Annotated in this window: 23 protein-coding genes; 15 read left to right on the plus strand and 8 right to left on the minus strand. The window is 66.6% G+C overall.

All coding sequences use genetic code 11. From position 1 onward, the window contains the following. From P7D22_RS18030 to P7D22_RS18075, 10 genes are all read left to right on the plus strand, one after another. On the plus strand, positions 1-630 hold a 630-nt coding region (locus tag P7D22_RS18030), incomplete at its 5' end, for a flagellar hook-length control protein FliK (RefSeq protein WP_319935641.1). Beyond that, positions 566-1,183: a transglycosylase SLT domain-containing protein gene (locus tag P7D22_RS18035; protein WP_319935642.1), complete on the plus strand. Its 618-nt coding sequence runs from the start codon at positions 566-568 to the stop codon at positions 1,181-1,183. The genes P7D22_RS18030 and P7D22_RS18035, both read left to right, overlap by 65 nt. 44 nt (positions 1,184-1,227) lie before the next feature. Then, positions 1,228-2,463, plus strand: coding sequence for a flagellar hook protein FlgE (locus P7D22_RS18040; RefSeq protein ID WP_319935643.1), 1,236 nt, complete (start codon positions 1,228-1,230; stop codon positions 2,461-2,463). Between the two features lie 33 nt (positions 2,464-2,496). Beyond that, positions 2,497-4,002, plus strand: a complete 1,506-nt coding sequence (flgK, locus tag P7D22_RS18045; RefSeq protein ID WP_319935644.1) for a flagellar hook-associated protein FlgK — start codon at positions 2,497-2,499, stop codon at positions 4,000-4,002. Positions 4,003-4,014: 12 nt separating this feature from the next. After that, the gene (locus P7D22_RS18050) at positions 4,015-5,055 is read left to right on the plus strand and encodes a flagellar hook-associated family protein (protein ID WP_319935645.1); all 1,041 of its coding nucleotides are present in this window, start codon (positions 4,015-4,017) and stop codon (positions 5,053-5,055) included. Between the two features lie 41 nt (positions 5,056-5,096). Continuing rightward, complete coding sequence (gene flaF / locus P7D22_RS18055; protein WP_319935646.1) at positions 5,097-5,444, plus strand: flagellar biosynthesis regulator FlaF; 348 nt, start codon at positions 5,097-5,099, stop codon at positions 5,442-5,444. Positions 5,445-5,453: 9 nt separating this feature from the next. Beyond that, on the plus strand, positions 5,454-5,858 hold the full coding sequence (gene flbT, locus P7D22_RS18060) for a flagellar biosynthesis repressor FlbT (protein WP_319935647.1): 405 nt from the start codon (positions 5,454-5,456) through the stop codon (positions 5,856-5,858). 134 nt (positions 5,859-5,992) lie between these two features. Continuing rightward, complete coding sequence (flgD, locus tag P7D22_RS18065) at positions 5,993-6,424, plus strand: flagellar hook assembly protein FlgD (protein ID WP_319935648.1); 432 nt, start codon at positions 5,993-5,995, stop codon at positions 6,422-6,424. Then, positions 6,421-6,687 (plus strand): flagellar biosynthesis protein FliQ, encoded by a 267-nt coding sequence (gene fliQ / locus P7D22_RS18070; RefSeq protein ID WP_319935649.1) that lies wholly within the window; start codon positions 6,421-6,423, stop codon positions 6,685-6,687. The genes flgD and fliQ overlap by 4 nt, the downstream gene beginning before the upstream one ends. Positions 6,688-6,729: 42 nt before the next feature. Further along, entirely contained in the window at positions 6,730-7,146 is a 417-nt protein-coding gene (locus tag P7D22_RS18075; protein ID WP_319935650.1) for a DUF6165 family protein, read from the plus strand. A gap of 46 nt (positions 7,147-7,192) precedes the next feature. Here P7D22_RS18075 and zwf read toward each other — a convergent pair whose 3' ends face one another. Further along, positions 7,193-8,653, minus strand: coding sequence for a glucose-6-phosphate dehydrogenase (gene zwf, locus P7D22_RS18080; protein ID WP_319935651.1), 1,461 nt, complete (start codon positions 8,651-8,653; stop codon positions 7,193-7,195). 154 nt (positions 8,654-8,807) lie between these two features. Between zwf and P7D22_RS18085 the strand changes: the two genes are divergently transcribed. The 4 genes from P7D22_RS18085 to P7D22_RS18100 all read left to right on the plus strand — a co-directional run bounded on the left by P7D22_RS18085 (position 8,808) and on the right by P7D22_RS18100 (position 11,217). After that, positions 8,808-9,266 carry a DUF3597 domain-containing protein gene (locus P7D22_RS18085; protein ID WP_319935652.1) on the plus strand — a complete coding sequence of 153 codons (459 nt, stop codon included), beginning with the start codon at positions 8,808-8,810 and terminating at the stop codon, positions 9,264-9,266. A gap of 132 nt (positions 9,267-9,398) precedes the next feature. Beyond that, positions 9,399-9,926, plus strand: a complete 528-nt coding sequence (infC, locus tag P7D22_RS18090; protein ID WP_319935653.1) for a translation initiation factor IF-3 — start codon at positions 9,399-9,401, stop codon at positions 9,924-9,926. 101 nt (positions 9,927-10,027) lie between these two features. After that, the gene (locus P7D22_RS18095; protein WP_319935654.1) at positions 10,028-10,291 is read left to right on the plus strand and encodes a hypothetical protein; all 264 of its coding nucleotides are present in this window, start codon (positions 10,028-10,030) and stop codon (positions 10,289-10,291) included. Positions 10,292-10,335: 44 nt separating this feature from the next. Then, positions 10,336-11,217, plus strand: coding sequence for a DMT family transporter (locus P7D22_RS18100; protein WP_319935655.1), 882 nt, complete (start codon positions 10,336-10,338; stop codon positions 11,215-11,217). 36 nt (positions 11,218-11,253) lie between these two features. On the opposite strand, the gene cyoD is transcribed toward P7D22_RS18100, so the two are convergent. The 4 genes from cyoD to cyoA are packed head-to-tail and all read right to left on the minus strand — an operon-like array spanning position 11,254 to position 15,493. Beyond that, complete coding sequence (gene cyoD, locus P7D22_RS18105) at positions 11,254-11,853, minus strand: cytochrome o ubiquinol oxidase subunit IV (RefSeq protein ID WP_319935656.1); 600 nt, start codon at positions 11,851-11,853, stop codon at positions 11,254-11,256. Next, a complete protein-coding gene (locus P7D22_RS18110) occupies positions 11,850-12,566 on the minus strand; it encodes a cytochrome (ubi)quinol oxidase subunit III (protein ID WP_319935657.1) in 717 nt (238 codons plus the stop codon). Before P7D22_RS18110 ends, cyoD begins: the two co-directional genes overlap by 4 nt. Beyond that, on the minus strand, positions 12,563-14,566 hold the full coding sequence (gene cyoB / locus P7D22_RS18115) for a cytochrome o ubiquinol oxidase subunit I (protein ID WP_319935658.1): 2,004 nt from the start codon (positions 14,564-14,566) through the stop codon (positions 12,563-12,565). The genes P7D22_RS18110 and cyoB overlap by 4 nt, the downstream gene beginning before the upstream one ends. Before the next feature lie 3 nt (positions 14,567-14,569). After that, complete coding sequence (gene cyoA / locus P7D22_RS18120; protein WP_319935659.1) at positions 14,570-15,493, minus strand: ubiquinol oxidase subunit II; 924 nt, start codon at positions 15,491-15,493, stop codon at positions 14,570-14,572. Positions 15,494-15,691: 198 nt separating this feature from the next. On the opposite strand from cyoA, the gene purH reads away from it, so the two are divergent. Beyond that, positions 15,692-17,278, plus strand: coding sequence for a bifunctional phosphoribosylaminoimidazolecarboxamide formyltransferase/IMP cyclohydrolase (gene purH / locus P7D22_RS18125; RefSeq protein WP_319935660.1), 1,587 nt, complete (start codon positions 15,692-15,694; stop codon positions 17,276-17,278). Between the two features lie 134 nt (positions 17,279-17,412). Here the strand turns inward: purH and P7D22_RS18130 are convergent, their stop codons facing one another. From P7D22_RS18130 to P7D22_RS18140, 3 genes are all read right to left on the minus strand, one after another. Continuing rightward, entirely contained in the window at positions 17,413-18,390 is a 978-nt protein-coding gene (locus P7D22_RS18130; protein WP_319935661.1) for a type II secretion system F family protein, read from the minus strand. Between the two features lie 15 nt (positions 18,391-18,405). Further along, positions 18,406-19,374: a type II secretion system F family protein gene (locus P7D22_RS18135; RefSeq protein ID WP_319935662.1), complete on the minus strand. Its 969-nt coding sequence runs from the start codon at positions 19,372-19,374 to the stop codon at positions 18,406-18,408. 76 nt (positions 19,375-19,450) lie between these two features. Then, a complete protein-coding gene (locus tag P7D22_RS18140) occupies positions 19,451-20,815 on the minus strand; it encodes a CpaF family protein (protein ID WP_319935663.1) in 1,365 nt (454 codons plus the stop codon).

Consider the following 20,815-nt stretch of genomic DNA (forward strand, 5'->3'; position numbering starts at 1 on the left):
ATTGGGGCCACCACCGCCACTACCGCGACCGCCGACGCCACCGGCGCGGTGCCGACGCCCGCCCAGCAGGTGGTTACGGCGCTGCAGTCCCTGGCGCCGGCACCCGCCCCAGCCGGACGGGCCGCCGCAACGCTGTCGGCCGCGAACGGAGCCAGCACGGCGGCCGCCGCGACCGTGACCGACGAAAAGGCCGTGGCCGGTGCCCTGAAGACCCTGACGATCCAGCTGAACCCGGACCACCTCGGGCCGGTGTCGGTGACGCTGCGCATGAAGAACGACGCCGTCGATATCCAGATCGCCGTCAGCACGCCCCAGGCACTGCACCTGCTCGAGCGCGACCGGCACGTGTTGTCGGCGGCCGTCGAGGCGCTGGGCGGCGCCACGGCCGACCTGCGGCTCGACGATTCGACCCCGACGTCGAGCGATACGGGAAGCGGCGGCGCTTCGACGAACGGCGGCGCCTCGCAACAGCAGCCACAGGGCGCTTCTGCCGATTCCGCCTCGACGGGCCGCCGGGGATCGAATGCGCCCGCGACCTCCGACGACACCAACCAGAGCGATCGCGATGATCCGACCCAAGCGCCGCCCGCAGCTCCGAGCCGCTTTTCGGACGGCAGCCTTTATCTGTAGCCTGCTGGCCGGCAATGGCGCGGCGCTGGCGGGCTCCTGCGAAAAGGAGATCGCCGGCGCCGCCAAGCGCTACGACGTGCCGCTCGCGGTGTTCTACGCCGTGGGGCTGAACGAGACCGGCGGCCGTGACGGGTTGCAGCCCTATGCGATGAACATCGACGGGCGTCCGAGCGTGAACGGCAGCCTCGCCGAAGGATTGGCGGCCTTTGCGGCGGCGCGGCGCAACGGCGCCAAGCTGATCGACGTCGGCTGCATGCAGATCAACTACAAGTATCACGGCGACAAGTTCGGCTCCGTCACCGAAATGTTCGACCCGGCCCACAACATCGATTACGCGGCCCGGTTCCTGAAGGAATTGCGGGCCCGCGAGGGCACCTGGACGCTGGCGGTGGCACGCTACAATGCAGGCCCCAACAACAACCCGGCGCAGAAAAAATACGTCTGCGCCGTGATCGGCAAGATGGTGAAGAGCGGCTTCGGGGCCTGGACCGACAATGCCCGCAGCTTCTGCGGCGTCGGCGGCGGCCGTCCGGCGTCTGACGCCCCAGCCTGACGCAAGCTCGACCCGGCACTCTCCCCGAAACATCAGGAATCCCTATGGGTCTCTTCAGCGCACTCAACACGGCCGTGTCCGGCATGGCCGCGCAGGCCAGCAAGCTCGGCACGATCGGCGACAATATCGCGAATTCGAGCACCACCGGCTACAAGCGCGCCTCCACCGAATTTGAAACGCTGCTCGGCAATTCAGGCTCGAGCGATTATTCGTCGGGCGGTGTGCTGACCGATGTCCGCTACGGCGTCTCGACCCAGGGCACCATCACTTCGACCACGTCGTCGACCGATCTGGCCATCAGCGGCAACGGCTTCTTCGTCGGCGAAGACAGCTCGGGCGCCCAGGCGCTGACCCGCGCGGGCTCCTTCACCAAGCAGTCCGACGGCACGCTGATGAACACGGCCGGCTATACCCTGATGGGCTACCAGCTGCCGAGCGGCTCCACCCTGCAGGCCATCAACGTCGGCAGCACCGGCCTCGTGGCTTCTGCATCGAGCAGCGCCACCTTGTCGGTCAACCTCAATTCGGCTGCCGACGTGGTGGCATCGGGCAGCCTGCCATCCGCCAACACAAGCGCCTCGACCTACACCTACACCCAGCAGATGACGGCCTACGACAATCTGGGGACGCCGATCACGCTCGACGTCTACATGACGAAATCCGACACCAGCGGCGACTATAGCGTCTCGGTCTACAACCATTCCGGCGCGGCCTCGAGCACGTCGAACTTCCCTTATTCTTCGAGCGCTCTGACCACGACATCCTTGGCGTTCAACGCCTCGACCGGCAATTATTCGAGCGGCAGCCCGATCTCGGTGACGATTCCCAACGGCAACACGCTGTCCATCGACATGAGCAAGTCGACCATGCTGGCCGCGAAATCGTCCACCACCACCAGCACCATCGACGGCTCGGCGCCGGCCTCGTTGAAATCCATCACGGTCGGCAGCGATGGCACGGTGAACCAGGTTTATTCGAACGGCGTCACCAAGGCGGCCTACCAGGTGGCGCTCGCCAACGTGACGAGCCCGGACCTGCTGACCACCATCTCGGGCGACGCCTACACGACCAACAGCGAATCGGGTTCGATCGTTCTCGCGACGCCCGGATCGGGCGGCATGGGCACCATCCAGTCGTCGTCGCTCGAGGGCTCGACCGTCGATCTGGCGACGGAGCTGACCGACATGATCTCGGCCCAGCGCGGCTACGAGGCCAATTCCAAGGTGCTGCAGACCGCGTCGGACCTGCTCGGCACCCTCAACAACATCCGCGTCTCGTAAGGCGCCGCGTCCGACCACAGGTGAGTTGATCCCATGGGCCTGTCCACCACGCTCTCCATCGCGCAGGCGGCGCTGCAGGCCAACGCGAACCAGACCACGGTGGTGTCCAAGAACATCGCCGGGGTCAACGACGCCGGCTATTCGCGGCGCATCGCCAGCCTCACCACCCAAGCGGACGGGATTCCGACCGTCACGGTGTCGCGGTCGTCGAACACCGAATTGTTCAACCAGCTGCTGAGCTCCACCTCGGACGCGCAATCGGCGGATGCCCTGTCGTCCGGCCTCGATGCCCTGGAACAAACCGTCAACCTGACCAGCAGCGCCTCGAACAGCGAAAGCAGCACCGACAAGACATCGGTCGGCACCTCCCCGGCTGCCCTGCTGGCCAGCTTGACCGCGGCCCTGACCAGCTATGCGGCGGCGCCCGACAATACGGCGCTCGGCCAAGCTTTCCTGAGCGACGCCAAAGCCCTGGCCAGTAAGCTCAATGCCGCCTCGACGACGGTGCAGACCGTCCGCAAGCAGGCCGACACGGACATCGCCAATGCGGTGACGGACGCCAATGCGCTGTTGAGCCAGTTCACCGCGGTCAACACCGCCATCGTGACCGGCACCGCCACGGGCGCCGACATTTCCGACCAGCAGGACAAGCGCGACAGCATCCTGACGGCCTTGTCGAAGGACATGGGCATCGTCACGACCACCAACGTCGATGGCAGCATGTCGATCTACACCGACAGCGGCGTGACGTTGTTCGACCGCAAGCCCAACACGATCACCTTCTCCCCCACCACGACCTTTGCGGATGGCACCACGGGCAATGCCGTGGTGGTGGCCGGCATCCCGATCACCGGCTCGTCTTCCGTGATGCCGCTGGCGAGCGGCAGCATCGCGGGCCTCACGGGGCTGCGGGACACCACGACGGTCGCCTATCAGAACCAGCTGAACCAGATCGCCTCGGGCCTCGTCACGGTCTTCGCGGACAGCGACCAGACGGGTGGGTCCGCCGCCACCATCCCGGGCCTGTTCACCTATTCGGGCTCGCCCGCCATGCCGAGCACCGGGCAGACCGGGCTGGCGGCCGCCATCACGGTGAACGCCAATGCAGACCCGTCGAAAGGCGGCTCGCTGGCCCGCATGCGCGACGGCAATGTCGGCGACCCGACGAATGCGGCCTATAACGCCAACACCACCGGGGCCGCGGCCTTCTCGACCCGCCTGATGGCGCTCGGCACGGCGCTCAACACGGCGCAAACCTTCGATGCCACCTCGGGAGCGGCCGCTTCCGGGACGCTTGCGGCCTATGCGGGCTCGTCGGTGTCCTGGCTCGAGGCATCGCGCTCGACTGCCACCGCGACGTCCACGAGCGCCAGCGCCCTGGTCAATCAAGCGACCACGAGCTTGTCGAATTCAACGGGCGTTAACCTCGATGATCAATTGTCGCAGATGCTGGACCTCGAGCATTCCTACTCGGCGTCGGCGGAACTGATGTCGACCGTGAAGTCGATGTTCGGCTCCTTGATCTCGGCCATGCAGTAAGGGAGGGCTTCGGTGGTTTACGTATCGTCACCCTCGATCACATCGGTTTCGCGCCAGAACGTGCTGCAGGTGCAGTCGAAGCTGTCGGATGCCCAGTCTGAGCTCGCGAGCGGCGTTTACGCCGATGTCGGATTGACGCTCGGGGCCCGGTCGAGCCAGCTCGTCGCCCTGCAGCAGCAGCAGGCGAGCCTGGCCACCTACCAGACCAACAACACGCTGGCCACGACGCGGCTGTCCTCCACGGTCACGTCGCTCGATTCGATCCGCACCGCCGCCTCGAGCTTCCTGTCGGCCTTGACCACGGCGTCGAGCAGCGGCGGCTTGACGACCTCGCTGCAGACCAATGCCAGCTCGTCGCTCGCCGCCATGACGTCGGCGCTGAACATTTCCGTGTCGGGCCAGTATATTTTCGGCGGCATCAACACGGCTGTTCAGCCGGTGACCACCTATACCAGCACGGCGGCCAACAAGACCGCGATCGACGCGGCCTTTTCGTCCAGCTTCGGCACGAGCCAGACCTCGTCGAGCGCCGGCAGCATCAGCGGCACCGACATGCAAAGCTTCCTGAGCGGCAGCTTCGCCAGCATGTTCACCGCCTCGAACTTCACCACCAACTGGTCTTCGGCGTCCAGCACCCCGATCAGCAGCGAGATCTCGTCGGGGCAGACGATCAACACATCGGTGTCGGCCAACGAGGCGCCGTTCCGGCAGCTGTCGCAAGCTTATGCGATGGTGACGGAATTCGGCGGCTCGAACTTCGGCTCGGCCGCCAGCGCGGCGGTGTTGTCGGCCGCCACAAGCCTCGTCAGCAGCGCCATCAACAACCTGACCACCCTGCAGGCGGGCGTCGGCATCGCCCAGACGGCGGTCAGCGATGCCGACACGGCCCTGTCGACGCAAAGCGACATCCTTTCCACCCAGGTGGATGCCATGGCGGGCGTCAACCAGACCGACCTGTCGACCAGCATCGCGACGCTGCAGACGCAGCTCAACGCCACCTATTCGGTGACGGCCCAGCTGCAGAAACTGAGCCTCGTCAACTACCTCGGCTAAAACCGCGACACCCCGAGCCCACCCCCGCGCAAGGGATTGGAATGTATCAGTACTCCTACTCCGAAATCCTCGAAGACAGCGTCACCGATGGCCGTGCGGCCGAGCGGCGCGCCCTGGATCACGCGGCCGACCTGCTGCTGGCCGCCGCCGAGACGGCCCCGGGGTCGCGGGCCGAACAGGAGGCGCTGGCCTTTACGTCGCAGCTCTGGGGCATCTTCATCAAGTCGTTGACGAGCCCCGACAACGACCTGCCGGCCAAGCTGCGGGCGGATCTCATCTCGGTCGGTCTCGGCATCCTGGCCGAGATCGCCCGCATCGACACGGGCGACTCGCGCGATCTGGCGGCCCTGGCGGACATCTGCGGCATCATCCGTGACGGCTTGGCTTAAGGCTCGACCATGCACATTACCCTTCGCGCCAACGAGAAGATCTACATCAACGGCGCCGTGTTGAAGCCGGACCGGAAGGTGTCGCTCGAGCTGCTCAACGATGCCGTGTTCCTGCTCCAGGCGCATGTCATGCTGGAAAGCGATGCCACGACGCCGATGCGCCAGCTTTATTACATCGTGCAGCTGATGCTGATGGACCCGCACGATCTCGCCATCAACGGCACCGTGTTCGAACAGCAAAGCCGCGCCATGGCGGCCGTCTACAAGGACCAGGGCATCCTTGAGGGGCTTGCCAAGGTGTCGGCCCTGGTCGGGCGCAAGCGCCATTTCGAGGCCTTGAAGCTGATCCGCACGCTGTTGCCGCTCGAACAAGAGTTGGTCGCCCCGGTGGCGGCCCTGGCCCAGGCGTCCTAGGGTCTGTCTGGTTCCGCTTGGAACCAGACAGACCCTCGCATTCCTTCGGGGTCGGCTGCCCCAACGGGCCGGGTGGTGCCCCACCTGGCCCGGTGAGAGTCTAGCCGCGGCCCGCCGCATCCAAAGGGTTCCCCATGACGACCGTCAGCTCCGCCACCTCTAGCACCGCCGCCGCCACGACCGCGGCGAGCGCCACCTCGTCGAGCTCCGCCACGACGGTCGACTACAATTCGTTCCTGCAGCTGCTGGTGCAGGAACTGAAGAACCAGGACCCGACGAGCCCGTCGGACCCGACCCAATACCTGAGCCAGATCGCCACCTTCTCGAATGTCGAGCAGGGCGTGAACATGAACAGCAAGCTGAAGACGCTGCTGACCAGCTCGGCCCTGACCCAGGCCGAGAGCACCATCGGCCGCACGGTGACCTCGGGCACGGTGTCGGGCACGGTGTCGTCGGTGTCGGTGTCGTCCGACGGCACCGCCACCGCCACCCTGTCGAGCGGCGGCACGGTGACGCTCGACGATGCGGTCACCATCGGCGGCAGCAGCACGAGCTCGACCACGTGAATGAGGCCGACGCCCTCGCGCTGATCCAGGCCGCGATCTGGACCACGGTGATCGCCGCCGGCCCCGCCGTCGCGACCGCCATGGTGGTGGGCCTCGCAGTGGCGCTGTTCCAGGCCCTCACCCAGATCCAGGAGAACACCCTCACCTTCGTGCCGAAGATCGTGGCGGTGCTGCTGGTGCTGAGCTTGAGCGCGACCTTTATCGGGTCGCACATCTTCATCTTCACCCAACAAGTCTACAGCCACATCGAATCGGGGCGCTGAGCCGCCCCTCGGTGTTGCGCCAGAGCGGAGCCTATTGAGTTCATGCCCGATCCAAGCATCGACGCGTCCCGCCCGCTTCTGGTCGAGGTCGGGGCCGGTGAACTCGTCGACAAGATCACCATCCTGCGCATCAAGGCCGAGCGCATGCGCGACCCGGCGCGGCTCGCCAACGTGCGGCACGAGCTGGCGACGCTCGAGGCCGCCCAGGCGGCCCACCTGGCGCCCTGCGCCGCACTCGACGAGCTCGCCGAAGCGCTGATGGACATCAACGGCCAGCTGTGGGCCATCGAGGACGACATCCGGCTGTACGACAAGCGCGGCGACTTCGGCCCTGGCTTCGTGGCACTCGCCCGGGCCGTCTACGAGACCAACGATCGGCGCGCCGCGGTGAAGAAGCGCATCAACCTGCTGGTGGGCGCCAGGATCGTGGAAGAAAAATCCTACGCCGGCGCTGCGTAACGACGTCGGGGCGAAAGACAATATTCTTCGCCCCATCGGCCTCCGATCAGCTGGCGTCCGACCAGCTGCGCCCGTCGCGTTCGGTCAGCGCCACGGCGGCCGCGGGGCCCCAGGTGCCGGCCACATAGGGTTTCGGCGGCTCGCTCGAGGCGGCCCAGGCTTCGATGATCGGGTCGACCCAGGTCCAGGCGGCCTCGACCTCATCGCGGCGCATGAACAGGGTCTGATTGCCCCGCACCACGTCGAGGATTAGCCGCTCATAGGCATCCGGATTGCGGGTGTTGAACGATTCGGCGAAGCTCATGTCGAGCGGCACGTGCTGCAGCCGCATGCCGCCCGGCCCCGGATCCTTGATCATCAGCCACAGCTTGACGCCCTCGTCGGGCTGCAGCCGGATCACCAGGCGGTTCGGCTCGGGCGGCTGCTCAAACACCGAATGCGGCACGGCGCGGAACTGCACCACGATCTCCGACACCCGCGCGGGCAGCCGCTTGCCGGTGCGCAGGTAGAACGGCACGCCCGCCCAGCGCCAGTTGCCGATCTCGGCCCGGATCGCCACGAAGGTTTCGGTGTTGCTCGGCGCTCCGAGCTCGTCGAGGTAGCCCGTCACGGCACCGCCCGCCGAAGCGCCGGCCCGGTACTGGCCCCGCACGGTCGCCTGGGCGGCGTTCGATCCGTCGATGCGCTTCAGGGACTTCAGCACCTTCAGCTTCTCGTCACGCAGCGAATCGGCCGCCAGCGAGGTCGGCGCCTCCATGGCCACGAGGCAGAGCAGTTGCAGGATGTGGTTCTGCACCATGTCCCGCATGGCGCCGGCCGTGTCGTAATAGCCGGCACGGCCCTCGACGCCGAGTTCCTCCGACACCGTGATCTGCACGTTGTCGATGTGGGCCGCGGTCCAAAGCGGCTCGAACAAGGCGTTGGCGAAACGCAGAGCCATCAGGTTCTGCACCGTTTCCTTGCCGAGATAATGGTCGATCCGGTAGATCGCCTCCTCGGGGAAGACCTTGCCGATGGCCGCGTTGACGGCGAGCGCCGAGGCGAAGTTCTTGCCGATCGGCTTTTCGAGCACGATGCGGCTATTGCGGCCCGCAAGCCCGTGGGCGCCCAGGCGCTCCGCCACCGGGGCGAACAGCTCGGGCGTCGTGGCGAGGTAGAACACCTTGATGTCGTCGCGCTCCTCGAGCCGGTGCGCCAGCTCGTCCCAGCCGCCATCCTCGCGGGCGTCGGCGCTGAGGTAGTCGAGCCGCTCGAGGAAGCGCTCGACGACGGCCGGGTCGCGGTTGGCTTCGGCCACATGGTCGGTCAGCGCCGCGCGGGCGAAGGTCTGGAAGTCGGGCCGGCTGACCGAGCGGCGGGATACGCCGATGATGCGGGTTTCGGGCGGCAGCTGGCCGGCGGCATCGCGGTGGAACAGGGCCGGTAGGATTTTCCGGCGAGACAGGTCGCCGGAGCCGCCGAACACGACCAGCGTGAACGGATCGACCGGAATGACGCGGCTGGTCATGGTGCTGTTCCTCGAGGGCGCGCCTTGGGAGGCGCTGCGCCTTCTAGACCGCAACGCTCCGCACTGCCAAGCCGCCCGGGGCAGGCGATGGTGGCGCGATTGGCACAAATGCGGCGCAACGGCGTTGTCCCCGGCATTCAATCGGGAGTTCATCATGAGTATTTTCGGCTCGATCCTCGGCAAGATCTTCTCGCACGCCAATGCGGCACCGGCTCCGACCAACCCGGGCAGCCCCGCCCCGGCGCCCACCCAGACCAGTGGCAGCGCCGCTCCGGCTCCCGACCAGGGTTCGATGAACAACCCCGCCGCCGCCCCGGCCTCGCCGGGCCAGACCGGCGGCGCTGCGCCGGCGGCCGGAAGTGTCGATGTCGAGAAGGTGTTGACCGACCTCGCGGCCAAGAATGGCCAGTCGCTCGACTGGCGTCGGTCCATCGTCGATCTGATGAAGCTGCTGGACCTCGATTCGAGCCTGTCGGCCCGCCAGGAGCTCGCCAAGGAGCTGCATTATTCCGGCTCGACCGACGATTCCGCCACGATGAACGTTTGGCTGCACAAGCAGGTGATGCAGAAGCTCGCCGCCAATGGCGGCAAGGTGCCGGACGACCTCAAGTAAGGCTCTCCGCCGGGGATTGACTTGCACGGAGGCAGGGGCAATCCTATCATATTGGTCCTCGCGGCGCGTTCCGCGGGGACACCGTCGTTTGTTCGTGCGCGATAGCACCAGGAGGATTCCATTCGCCGACCTATGAAAGCCACTGCGGCCCCGCAGAAGGAGGGGCCCCGGATCAATCGTGAGATCCGTGTCCGCGAAGTCCAGCTGATCGATGCCGAAGGGCTGAACCGTGGTGTCACGGACATCCTCGAGGCCCAGAAGGTCGCCGAAGAGGCAGGGCTCGACCTCGTCGAGATCGTGCCGAACGCCACTCCTCCGGTCTGCAAGGTCCTGGACTACGGCAAGTTCCGCTTTCTCGAGCAGAAGAAGTCCGCCGAAGCCCGCAAGCGGCAGAAGATCGTCGAGGTCAAGGAGATCAAGCTCCGTCCCGGCATCGACGAGCATGACTACGACACCAAGATGAAGGCGGTGCAGCGGTTCTTCGATGAAGGCGACAAGGTGAAGATCACCCTGCGCTTCCGAGGTCGCGAGATGGCCCACCAGGATATTGGCTTCCGCCTGCTCGATCGCGTCAAGTCCGAGACGCTCGGCATTGCCAAGGTGGAGTCCGAGCCGTCGCTCGAAGGTCGCCAGATGGTGATGGTTCTAGCGCCGAAGTAGCCAGTCGACCGGCGGAACGGAACGCGCTTCGGCACGTTCCGTTCGCAGAAGGGTCGATGGCTTGTCCTCCCCTTCGAATGTCCCCGGCCGGAGTTTCCAACGTGTCGATGCGTTTCCTTCCCGCCTTCGTGGCCGCACTCGTGCTGATGGCTGGTCCGGCCATGGCGCAGTGGGGGCGCGGCGGCATGACGGATGATTATGGTGGCCGCCGCATCGGATCGGTTCAACGTGCACCGACGCCGTTCAGCAATGGTGGCAGTTGCGTCGCCATGTGCGCCGCCGATACGACACCCTGCGATCCGATCTCCTACAAGCTCGCCGATCGCCGCTGCAATGCTAACCAAAACGGTTATTTCCCGGAATAACACCCAGTGCTGCGCGGGCCCGCTGGGCGTCTTCCAGGCATCCGATGATCGTCAGGGTTCATTCAAACGGCCGCCCGGGTCTGGCGATCGCCCTGTTCTCGCTCGGTATCTGCCTCTTCGCCATCAACGATGCCCTGGGCAAGTGGCTCGTGGCCGATTACCCCGTGGGTCAGATCATGCTGATCCGCACGATCGGCGCGGGCGTCTTTCTGTTGCCGATGCTGGTGTCGCGCCCGGAAAGCCGTCGGATGCCGCCGCGGCTCGGGCTCCACCTGCTGCGTGTGCTGGTCATGGCGGGAGACAGCTTCGCCTTTTACGCGGCCACCCAGGCCTTGCCGCTCGCAGACGTGATGACGTTCTATCTCGCGGCGCCGCTCTTCATCACCGTCCTGGCCGTGGCTCTGCTGGGTGAACGCATCGGGCCTTGGCGCATCGCGGCGCTGGGCCTCGGTTTCCTGGGCGTGCTTGTGGCGCTGCGGCCTTCGGGCCAGGTCCTGTCCGGACATGCCCTGATCGCGCTTGGCGGCTCGCTGATGTTCGCCATCGCCATGGTGATCACCCGCCGTCTCAGCCGAACCGATTGGCTCACCCTGGTGGCCTGGCAATTCGTCGGGGCCGGGCTGATCGGCGGCGCCGTCAGCGCCTTTCATTGGGTGACGCCGAGCTTGCGCGATGCCGGCCTGATGCTGTTGGTCGGTCTCGTCTCGATGACGTGCTTCATCTGCGTCAACAAGGCGCTCAGCCTGGCGCAGGCGTCTCTGCTGGCGCCCTTCCATTACACGGCGATCGTCTGGGCGGTGCTGCTCGGCTGGTTGATCTGGGGTGACCTGCCCTCACAGGCCATGTGGGTCGGTATCGCGCTCATCGTCGCGAGCGGCGCCCTGATCCTGTTCCGACCGCAGCAGGATGTGGCCGCCGTCGAGTGATCGTCGGCATCCGCGACAGTCGCGGGGCCGCGGTCATCAGGGCGACGTGGTCATCGCGCCCTGCGGCATCGCCATGCCGCCCATCGGCATCATGTTGGCGTTCATGTGTCCCATGATCCACAGGGTGCCGCTGATCAGCACCAGCAGGATCAACACCCCGAACGCCAAGGCGAGGGCGTTGTTGATGTTGTCGGGCGAGGTGGTGAGGTGCAGGAAGAACACGAGGTGGATGCCGATCTGCGCCACCGCGAAGACGATCAGGGCGATCGGGATTGCCGGCCCGTAGACGAGGTGCGTGTAGGAGAGGCCGAAGGAGCCGGCCGTCAGCAGCACCGCAAGGCCGAGGCCGATCAGGTAGGTGCGGATCGCGGTGGGCACATCGGCGCTGTCCTTCTTGGACTCGCCCGGGGCGGAATCGCCATGCTGGCTGGCGCCCGAGGCGTCCTGGTCGGACGGCATGGAACGACCGCCCCGCCCTCGTCCTTTTCCCTGGGGACTGTTCCCCGATGCGTTCGTCGCCGCGACCGACAAGGCTGGCGTCGCCTTGTGGCCCGCAAGACCGATCAGCCCCAGCACCGCGAGGCCGGCCAGGGATGCCGTGCCGGCGGGGGTGCGCGAGGGTCCGGTCGGGCTCATGCGCTCACTCCCATCAGGTACACCACGGTAAAGACGCCGACCCAGACGATGTCGAGCGCGTGCCAGAACAAGGCCCAGCAGGAGGTGCGGCGGACGATGTCGTCGCGGAACCCCTTGGCCCAGACCTGCGCCATCATGGTGCCGAGCCACAGCATGCCGACCGACACATGCAGCCCGTGGCAGCCGACCAGTGTGAAGAAGGCCGACAAGAAGGCCGAGCGGCTCGGGCCGGCGCCCTCCGCCACGAGGCCGGCGAATTCGTGCACCTCGAGGCCCAGGAAGGCGAGCCCCAGCACGGCGGTGGCCGCCATGGCGATCTGGAACCAGCGCACGCTGCGGGCCCGCATGGCCAGCGTAGCCATGCCGCAGGTGAAGCTCGATAGCAGCAGGCAGACGGTTTCGAGCGCTACGCCGCCGCGATCGAACAACGCCGCGCCAGCGGGGCCGCCCGCGGTGGCGTCCTTCAACACCGCATAGGCGGCGAACAACGTCGCGAAGGTGATGAAGTCGGACAGGATGAAGATCCAGAACCCGTAGCCGACCACGATGTATTTGGGCGACGGGCCGCCGCTGCCGTGGCCCGTCGCCTCGCTGTCGCGCCCGGCGTCGCGGCCGAGTCCATAAGGATCGTGCTTGGCGGGCGGCTTGCCGCCAGCGCCACCAGCAGGATCGCGGCGCCCGGGTCCGGCGAAGGCGGAGGTGGTCGAGCTCACGAAGCGGTCTCCAGCTCTTTCAGCGCCTGGCTGCGCGCCTGCCGGTTGCGGGCGTCGATGGCCGCCACCGTGGCGGCCGGGATCTCGTATTCGGTGCGGTCGCGCCAGGCGAAGACCACAAAGGTCGCATAAGCGCCGACCAGCCCCGCGATGGCGAGCCACCAGATGTGCCAGATCATGGCGAAGCCGATCAGCGTCGCGAAGAAAGCGCAAACAAAGCCGGTCGGGCTGTTGCGCGGGACCTCGATGGCTTCATAGTTCGGCAGGTCGGCCAGGTGCTGCTGCCCCCTGGCGGTTTCCTTGATCGACCAATACGGCTCCTCGCCATGCACGTCGGGTAGCACGGCGTAGTTGAAGACGGGCGGAGGCGAGGCCATCGACCATTCCAGCGAACGCCCGTCCCACGGGTCGCCGGTCAGGTCGCGGAGTTCGTGCCGGTTGCGGATCGACACCACGAGCTGGATGATCTGGCAGCCGATGCCGGCCAGGATCGTCAAGGCGCCGACGAGCGCGATCAACAGCCACGGCCGCCATTCCGGCACATCGTAATGCTGCAGCCGCCGCGTCATGCCGTCGAGGCCGGTGATGTAGAGCGGCCCGAAGGCGAGCCAGAAGCCGATCTGCCAGCACCAGAACGATGCCTTGCCCCAGCCCTCGTGCAGCCGGAAGCCGGTCGCCTTGGGGAACCAGTAGGTGTAGCCCGCAAAGGCGCCGAACAGCACGCCGCCGATGATGACGTTGTGGAAATGCGCCACAAGGAACACGGAGTTGTGCAGCACGAAGTCGGCCGGCGGCACCGCCAGCAGCACGCCCGTCATGCCACCCACCACGAAGGTCAGCATGAAGCCGATGCTCCACAGCATGGCGGCCGTCATGCGGACCCGGCCGCCGTACATGGTGAACAGCCAGTTGAAGACTTTCACGCCGGTCGGCACCGCGATGATCATCGACATGATGCCGAAGACCCCGTTGACGTCGGCGCCGGCCCCCATGGTGAAGAAGTGATGCAGCCACACCATGAAGGCCAAAAGGCAGATCGCCATGGTGGCCATCACCATCGAGCGATAGCCGAACAGCGGCTTGCCCGAGAAGGTCGACACCACCTCGGAAAACACCCCGAAGGCCGGCAGGATGAGGATGTAGACCTCCGGATGGCCCCAGGCCCAGATCAGCGACATGAACAGCATGGAATTGCCGCCCATCGTGTCGGTGAAGAAGTGGAAGTCGAGGTAACGGTCGAGGATCAGCATGGCCGATACGGCCGTCAGGATCGGGAAGGCCGCGACGATCAGCAGGTTGGTGGCGAGAGCCGTCCAGCAGAACATCGGCATGCGCAGGTAGCCCATGCCGGGCGCCCGCATCTTCAGGATGGTGGTGACGAAGTTGATGCCCGTCATCAGGGTGCCAATGCCCGAGATCTCGAGCGACCACAGCCAATAATCGACGCCGACGCCCGGTGAATAGGTGAGCTCCGACAAGGGCGGGTACGGGATCCAGCCGGTCTTCTGGAACTCGCCCACCACGAGCGACACGTTGACCAGCAGCGCCCCTGTGGCGGTCAACCAGAACGACACGGAGTTCAGCGTCGGAAAGGCAACGTCGCGGACGCCGAGCTGCAACGGCAGCACGAAGTTCATCAGGCCGATCATGAACGGCATGGCGACGAAGAAGATCATCAGCGTGCCATGGGCCGAGAAGATCTGGTTGTAGTGATCGGGCGGCAGGTAGCCTGGCGCGTTAAAGGCCAGCGCCTGCTGGGTGCGCATCATGATGGCATCGGTGAAGCCACGCAGCAGCATTACAAGCGCCATGAGGACGTACATCATGCCGACCTTCTTGTGGTCGACCGAGGTGATCCATTCCTTCCACAGGTAGGGAAGGTGCCCGGCGAACACGACCCAGCCGAGGACGCCGAGGATGATCAGCCCGACGACGCCACCGGCCGCGAGCGGGATCGGCTGGTCGAGCGGGATGGCCGCGAGGGTGAGTTTGCCCAGCACGTGTCAGCTTCCTTGCTTGGGATGAACGTCGGGGGTGGGCTCACCCTTGTCGGGCCCGGGCCCTGGCGGCAGGACGTGCCCGACGATCTTGCCGAACAGCCCGTCGTCGGCGAGGCGGTAGAGCGCGGGCGGGTTCTTGCTGCTTTGCTTCGACAAGGCCTTGTAGGCGTCGTCGTCGAGGTTCTGGGGGGCCGCCTGGGCGCCCTTGACCCAGCTCGCGAAAGCCTGATCGGACACGGCCCTGGTCTCAAAGGTCATATCGGCGAAGCCTTCGCCGCTGAGGTGGCTCGACAGGCCGAGGAACGAGCCCTCGCGGTCGGCCTGGAGGTTCACCTGCGTGGTCATGCCCTGCATGGTGTAGATCTGGGAGCCGAGCTGCGGCACGAAGAACGAGTTCCACACGCCGTTCGACGTCAGGCTGAAATGCACCGGCGTGCCGGCCGGCACCACGAGCTGGTTCACCGTCGCCACCTTCTGCTCGGGGTAGATGAACAGCCACTTCCAATCGAGCGACACCACCTGGACTTCAAGCGGGGTCTTGTTGCCCGGCAGTGGCTTGGCAGGATCGAGGTCGTGGCTGCCGATCCAGGCGATACCGCCGAGGAAGATGATGGTCATCAACGGCACCGACCAGGTGACGAGCTCGACGCGGCCCGAAAAGCTCCAGTCGGGCCGACGCTTGGCCTTGTAGTTGCCCGGGCGGTACCACCAGGCGAAGAACAACGTCGCCGCCATGGTGGGCAGGATGATGCACAGCATGATGGCGAGGCAGTTGAGCAGGATCGTGCGCTCGCCCGCCGCCACCGGCCCCGCAGGGTCGAGCACCCGCAGGCTGCAACCCTGAAGAGCCACGGCGGCGCCGCCGGCCACGAGGAGCCGCCAAGCCTGCCGGCCACGATAGGTGTCCCGCACCGTTCTTCCCTTCATGCCCGATCCTGCTTCATCGATCTAACTGGGCATGATGACGCCCGCGCGGCAAGGCGCGAAACCTTTGCTGCCAAGCTTCATGATTGCATTTAGGGGCGCCGAGCCGCCGCGACCATCACGGCCGCCTGCGTTCCTCCGCCGCAACGATCATGCTATGCGGCGGCCAGCACCTCGACGATCCGCCCTCAAGAGTGACCCATGGCCCATCTCCGCCCCATCAAACGCGCCCTCCTGTCCGTGTCGGACAAGACCGGCCTGCGGGAGTTCGCCGCGGCCCTGCACGCGGCGGGCGTCGAGCTGGTGTCGACCGGCGGCACCCACAAGGCGCTCAGCGAGGCAGGCCTGCCGGTGCGCGACGTGGCCGACCTGACGGGTTTCCCCGAGCTGATGGACGGCCGGCTGAAGACCTTGCACCCGAAGGTGCATGGCGGCCTGCTGGCCATCCGCGAGAACCCCGAGCACGAGGCCGCCATGTTGTCGCACGGCATCGCGCCGATCGACCTGCTGGTGGTCAACCTTTACCCCTTCGAGTCGACGGTGGCGCGTGGTGCCCCCTTCGCGGAATGCGTGGAGAACATCGACATCGGCGGCCCGGCGATGATCCGCGGCGCCTCCAAGAACCATGCCGACGTGACGGTGGTGGTGGAGCCTGAGGATTACCGGCTGGTGCTCGACGACATGCGTCATACGGGCGGCGGCACCACGGCCGAAACCCGCCTGATGCTGGCCCAGAAGGCCTTTGCCCGGACGGCCGCCTATGATGCCGCCATCTCGGCCTGGATGGCGGAGGCCGCCGGGCTCGCGACGCCGACCTTCCGGGCGCTCGGCGGCCGCCGCCAGGAGGTGCTGCGCTATGGCGAGAACCCCCACCAGGGGGCCGCCTTCTACCTGACCGGGGAGCGGCGCCCCGGCGTCGCCACGGCCCGGCAGGTGCAGGGCAAGGCCTTGTCGTACAACAACATCGCCGACACCGATGCGGCGATCGAACTGGTGGCCGAGTTTCCCCGCGACACGGCCGCGGTGGCGATCATCAAACACGCCAACCCGTGCGGGGTCGCGACCGGCCCGACGCTGGCGGAGGCCTATGCCAAGGCCTACCGCTGCGACGGCACCTCGGCCTTTGGCGGCATCGTGGCGGTCAACCGGCGGCTCGATGCCGAAACGGCGCGCGCCATCGTGTCCATCTTCACCGAGGTGATCGTGGCACCCGAGGCCGACGACGAGGCGGTGGCGCTCGTGGCGGCCAAGAAGAACCTGCGGCTGCTGCTCACCGGGGCCCTGCCGGACCCGCATGCCCCGGGCCTGACGCTGCGCACGGTGGCGGGCGGCTTCCTGGCCCAGGACCGCGACGCGGCCGACGTCGAATCCATGGAGCTGAAGGTGGTGACCCGCCGCGCCCCGAGCCCGGCGGAACTGGCCGACCTGAAATTCGCCTTCCGGGTGGCCAAGCATGTGAAATCGAATGCCATCGTGTTCGCCCGGGACGGTGCCACGGTAGGCATCGGGGCCGGGCAGATGAGCCGCGTCGACTCGGCCCGCATCGCGGCCTGGAAGGCGGCCGATGCCGCCAAGGCGGCGGGCCTCGGGGAAAGCCTCACCCGGGGCGCCGTGCTGGCGTCGGACGCCTTCTTCCCCTTCGCGGACGGCCTGCAGGCCGCCATCGAGGCGGGTGCCACGGCGGTGATCCAGCCGGGCGGCTCGATGCGCGACGACGAGGTGGTGGCGGCCGCCGACGCGGCGGGCCTCGCCATGGTGTTCACCGGGTTCCGGCATTTCCGGCATTGAGCGGCCCGCAACGCCATCCCGAATAAGCCCATGCCGACCTGAAACCTGAGGCAGGCTTGAGCGTAGCCATTGCCGGCTTCACGCCCGGTCTGTCGTTTCAACGGGTCCGGCGTCCCGGCCGGCCCACGCCCGCTTCAATGGTTGGCGGCGCTGATCTGGATGATGGCCGGGGTGCCGATGATGGCGAACAACACCGGCAGGAAGAACAAGATCATCGGCACGGTGAGCTTGGGCGGCAACGAGGCCGCCTTCTTCTCGGCCTCCATCATGCGGGTGTCGCGGCTTTCCTGGGCCAGCACCCGGAGGGCCTGACCCATCGGGGTGCCGTATTGCTCGGCCTGGAGCAGCGCCGAGGTGACGGCCTTGATGTGATCCGTGCCGGCCCGGATGCCGAAATTTTCGTAGGCCTGGCGGCGGTCTGACAGGTAGGAAAGCTCGGCCGCCGTCAGGGTCAGCTCCTCGGCCATCGGCACCGATTCGGTGCCGATCTCCAGCCCCACCTTGCGGATCGCATGTTCGATCGACATGCCGGATTCGACGCAGATCAGCAGCAGGTCGAGCGTGTTCGGAAACGCGCGCTTGAGCGACGTACGCCGCTTCTGCGTGGCATTGCTGAGGTAAAGGTCGGGCCCCTTGGCGCCGATATAGGTGGCGGCCAGCACGGCGCCGATCTTCCAGGTGAGGGGCCAGTCGAGATCCAGGATGACGAACAGGTAGAAGCAGCTCGCCAGCAGCATCACGGCCGGGGACACCAGCCGGAAGAACAGAAAGGCGATTTCGGCCTTCTTGCCGCGGAACCCCGCCGCTGCCAGCTGGGCCGGCGCCGTGTCGGTGCCGAGCCACTTGCGCAGGTTCAGCCGCTCGACCACCCGCACCATATAGGGTTTGGGCTTTTCGCGCAGGCCCTTCTTGTCGACGGCGAGGCGTTCGCGTTCGCGCTCGCGCAGCCGCGTGCGTTCGGTCGACACCGCCTTCATGCGGCGGCTCAGGTTGTCGGCCGGCATCAGCCAGGGCATCGCCACGGTCAGCACGGTCGCCATGGCGGCGACCGCGACCAGCATCGAGAACAAGAACTGCGAGTCGCCCAGGCGAGCCGCGATGAGATCGAACACGCGGCTCTCCTGCGCTCAGATGTCGAAGCTGACCATTTTCTTGATGACCAGGATGCCCATGCCCATCCAGACCGCAGAGCCCAGCATCACCATGTGCCCGGTGTCGGTGGTGAAGAGCAGGCTCATGTATTGCGGTGACGACAGGTAGACGAGCGTCCCCACCACGAAAGGCAGGCAGCCGATGATGCCGGCCGACGCCTTGGCCTCGGACGACATGGCCTTGACCTTGCCCTCCATCTTCTTGCGGTCGCGCAATACACGGCTGAGGTTGTTCAGCGCTTCCGACAGGTTGCCGCCCGCCTTCGACTGAATGGCGATCACGATGGCGAAGAAGTTGGCCTCCGGGATCGGCATGCGCTCGGCCATCTTCTCGGCGGCCTCGCCGACCGGCAGGCCGATACCCTGGGCCTGCACGATGGCGCGGAATTCGGAGCGCACCGGCTCCTGGGCCTCGCGGGCGATCGCCCGCAGGCAATCGTTGAGCGGCAGCCCGGCCTTGACGCCGCGGGTGATCATGTCGAGCGCCTCGGGAAAATAATGGCGGAACTGCTTGAAGCGTCGGTTGCGCCGATAGGTCAGCATCCAGCGCGGCATCCCGAAGGCCCCGATCAGGGCGCTGCCGCCGGCCACCAGGGGCGATCCCCCGCACACGAACACCACGGCCCCGAGCCCCAAGCCGAGCCCGGCCGACACCAGCATGTAGGTCCGCCGGGTCCAGGTCATGCCGGCCTGGGTGAGGCGGATCTCCAGGGTCGGCTTGGTGCCGGCCCGCTTGTCGAGGTCCTTTAGGCTGTCGGACACCTGCTTGCGCCGGGCATTCGGGTCCCGGCTGGCGTCATTGAGCGTGCGGATGGGACGCGCCCCGATGGACTTCTGCCGTTGTTCGGCGCGGTTGTCGGAAAACAATCCCGGAAACGCGACCAGCACGGTCGCCACCACGGCGATGCCGGCGAGGACGACCGTCATCAGGAGGTGCTGGTCCATCGGCGGTGCGGTTCCCTGGAATCCCAAGCCCGACCTTAACCCGACAGGGTAAACGCCGGCTTTCCGTTCCCGGTCCTCACACGGCCTCGGACGCGTCGAGCGCCGCGGCCAATCGCTGCTCCTCGCCGTAATAGCGGGCGCGGTCCCAGAAGCGCGGACGGCCGATGCCGGTCGAGCGATGCTCCCCCTTGATCTTGCCCTGGGCGTCCTCGCCGACGATGTCGTAAAGAAACAGGTCCTGGGTGATCACCACGTCGCCTTCCATGCCCATCACCTCGGTGATGTGGGTGATGCGCCGCGAGCCGTCGCGCAGGCGTGCCGCCTGGATCACCACGTCGACCGAGGAGGTGATCATCTCCCGGATGGTGCGGGACGGCAGCGAATAGCCTCCCATGGTGATCATCGATTCGAGGCGGCTCAGCGCTTCGCGGGGCGAGTTGGCGTGCAGGGTTCCCATCGAGCCGTCGTGGCCGGTGTTCATCGCCTGCAGCAGGTCGAAGGCCTCGGGGCCGCGCACCTCGCCGACGATGATGCGCTCGGGCCGCATGCGCAGGCAGTTCTTGACGAGGTCGCGCATGGTGACCGAGCCGGTGCCCTCGAGGTTCGGCGGCCGGGTTTCGAGCCGCACCACGTGGGGCTGTTGCAGTTGCAGTTCGGCCGCGTCCTCGCAGGTGATGATGCGCTCGTCGTCGTCGATGTAGTTCGTCACGCAGTTCAGCAGCGTGGTCTTGCCCGAGCCCGTGCCGCCCGAGATCAGCACGTTGCAGCGCACCCGGCCGATGATCTTCAGGATCTCGGCCCCTTGCGGCGAGATGGCCCCGAAGCGCGTCAGTTGGTCGAGGGTGAGCTTGTCCTTCTTGAACTTGCGGATCGTCAGCGCCGGCCCGTCGATGGCGAGCGGCGGCGCGATGACGTTGACGCGCGAGCCGTCCATCAGGCGCGCGTCGCAGATCGGCGAGGCCTCATCGACCCGGCGGCCGATCTGGCTGACGATGCGCTGGCAGATGTTCATCAACTGGGCGTTGTCGCGGAACCGCACGTTGGTGAGCTGGATCTTGCCCTTCACCTCGATGTAGGTTTTGAGGGCGCCGTTCACCATGATGTCGGCGATGTCGTCGCGCGCCAGCAACGGGTCGAGCGGGCCATAGCCCAGCACGTCGTTGCAGATGTCGTCGAGGTAATCTTCCTGCTCGGCGATCGACAGAACGAGGTTCTTGATCGCGATGATCTCGTTGACGATGTCGCGGATTTCTTCCCGGGCGCTGTCGGGATCGAGCGTCGTCAGCTGCGCCAGGTCGATCGCCTCGAGCAGCGCCGAGAAGATCATGCTTTTGGTCTGGTAATATTCCTCCGAGCGCACGGGCTCGGCCGCCACCGGTGCGGGCGTGGCGGCCGGCTTGGCGCCCGTCAGGCGCTCGAGCGGTGCGGCCGGGGCCGGCAT

The sequence above is a fragment of the Lichenihabitans sp. Uapishka_5 genome, assembly GCF_033947565.1.
Taxonomy (GTDB): domain Bacteria; phylum Pseudomonadota; class Alphaproteobacteria; order Rhizobiales; family Beijerinckiaceae; genus Lichenihabitans.

Excerpts from the sequence above, each read along its gene's own strand:
- cyoD (WP_319935656.1), bottom strand. The coding sequence starts at position 11,853 with ATGAGCCCGACCGGACCCTCGCGCACCCCCGCCGGCACGGCATCCCTG.
- flgK (WP_319935644.1), top strand. The coding sequence starts at position 2,497 with ATGGGCCTGTCCACCACGCTCTCCATCGCGCAGGCGGCGCTGCAGGCC.
- P7D22_RS18100 (WP_319935655.1), top strand. The coding sequence starts at position 10,336 with ATGATCGTCAGGGTTCATTCAAACGGCCGCCCGGGTCTGGCGATCGCC.
- P7D22_RS18040 (WP_319935643.1), top strand. The coding sequence starts at position 1,228 with ATGGGTCTCTTCAGCGCACTCAACACGGCCGTGTCCGGCATGGCCGCG.
- P7D22_RS18135 (WP_319935662.1), bottom strand. The coding sequence starts at position 19,374 with ATGGACCAGCACCTCCTGATGACGGTCGTCCTCGCCGGCATCGCCGTG.
- flaF (WP_319935646.1), top strand. The coding sequence starts at position 5,097 with ATGTATCAGTACTCCTACTCCGAAATCCTCGAAGACAGCGTCACCGAT.
- P7D22_RS18035 (WP_319935642.1), top strand. The coding sequence starts at position 566 with ATGATCCGACCCAAGCGCCGCCCGCAGCTCCGAGCCGCTTTTCGGACG.
- P7D22_RS18140 (WP_319935663.1), bottom strand. The coding sequence starts at position 20,815 with ATGCCGGCCCCGGCCGCACCGCTCGAGCGCCTGACGGGCGCCAAGCCG.
- zwf (WP_319935651.1), bottom strand. The coding sequence starts at position 8,653 with ATGACCAGCCGCGTCATTCCGGTCGATCCGTTCACGCTGGTCGTGTTC.
- flbT (WP_319935647.1), top strand. The coding sequence starts at position 5,454 with ATGCACATTACCCTTCGCGCCAACGAGAAGATCTACATCAACGGCGCC.
- infC (WP_319935653.1), top strand. The coding sequence starts at position 9,399 with ATGAAAGCCACTGCGGCCCCGCAGAAGGAGGGGCCCCGGATCAATCGT.
- cyoA (WP_319935659.1), bottom strand. The coding sequence starts at position 15,493 with ATGAAGGGAAGAACGGTGCGGGACACCTATCGTGGCCGGCAGGCTTGG.
- P7D22_RS18085 (WP_319935652.1), top strand. The coding sequence starts at position 8,808 with ATGAGTATTTTCGGCTCGATCCTCGGCAAGATCTTCTCGCACGCCAAT.
- P7D22_RS18075 (WP_319935650.1), top strand. The coding sequence starts at position 6,730 with ATGCCCGATCCAAGCATCGACGCGTCCCGCCCGCTTCTGGTCGAGGTC.
- flgD (WP_319935648.1), top strand. The coding sequence starts at position 5,993 with ATGACGACCGTCAGCTCCGCCACCTCTAGCACCGCCGCCGCCACGACC.
- purH (WP_319935660.1), top strand. The coding sequence starts at position 15,692 with ATGGCCCATCTCCGCCCCATCAAACGCGCCCTCCTGTCCGTGTCGGAC.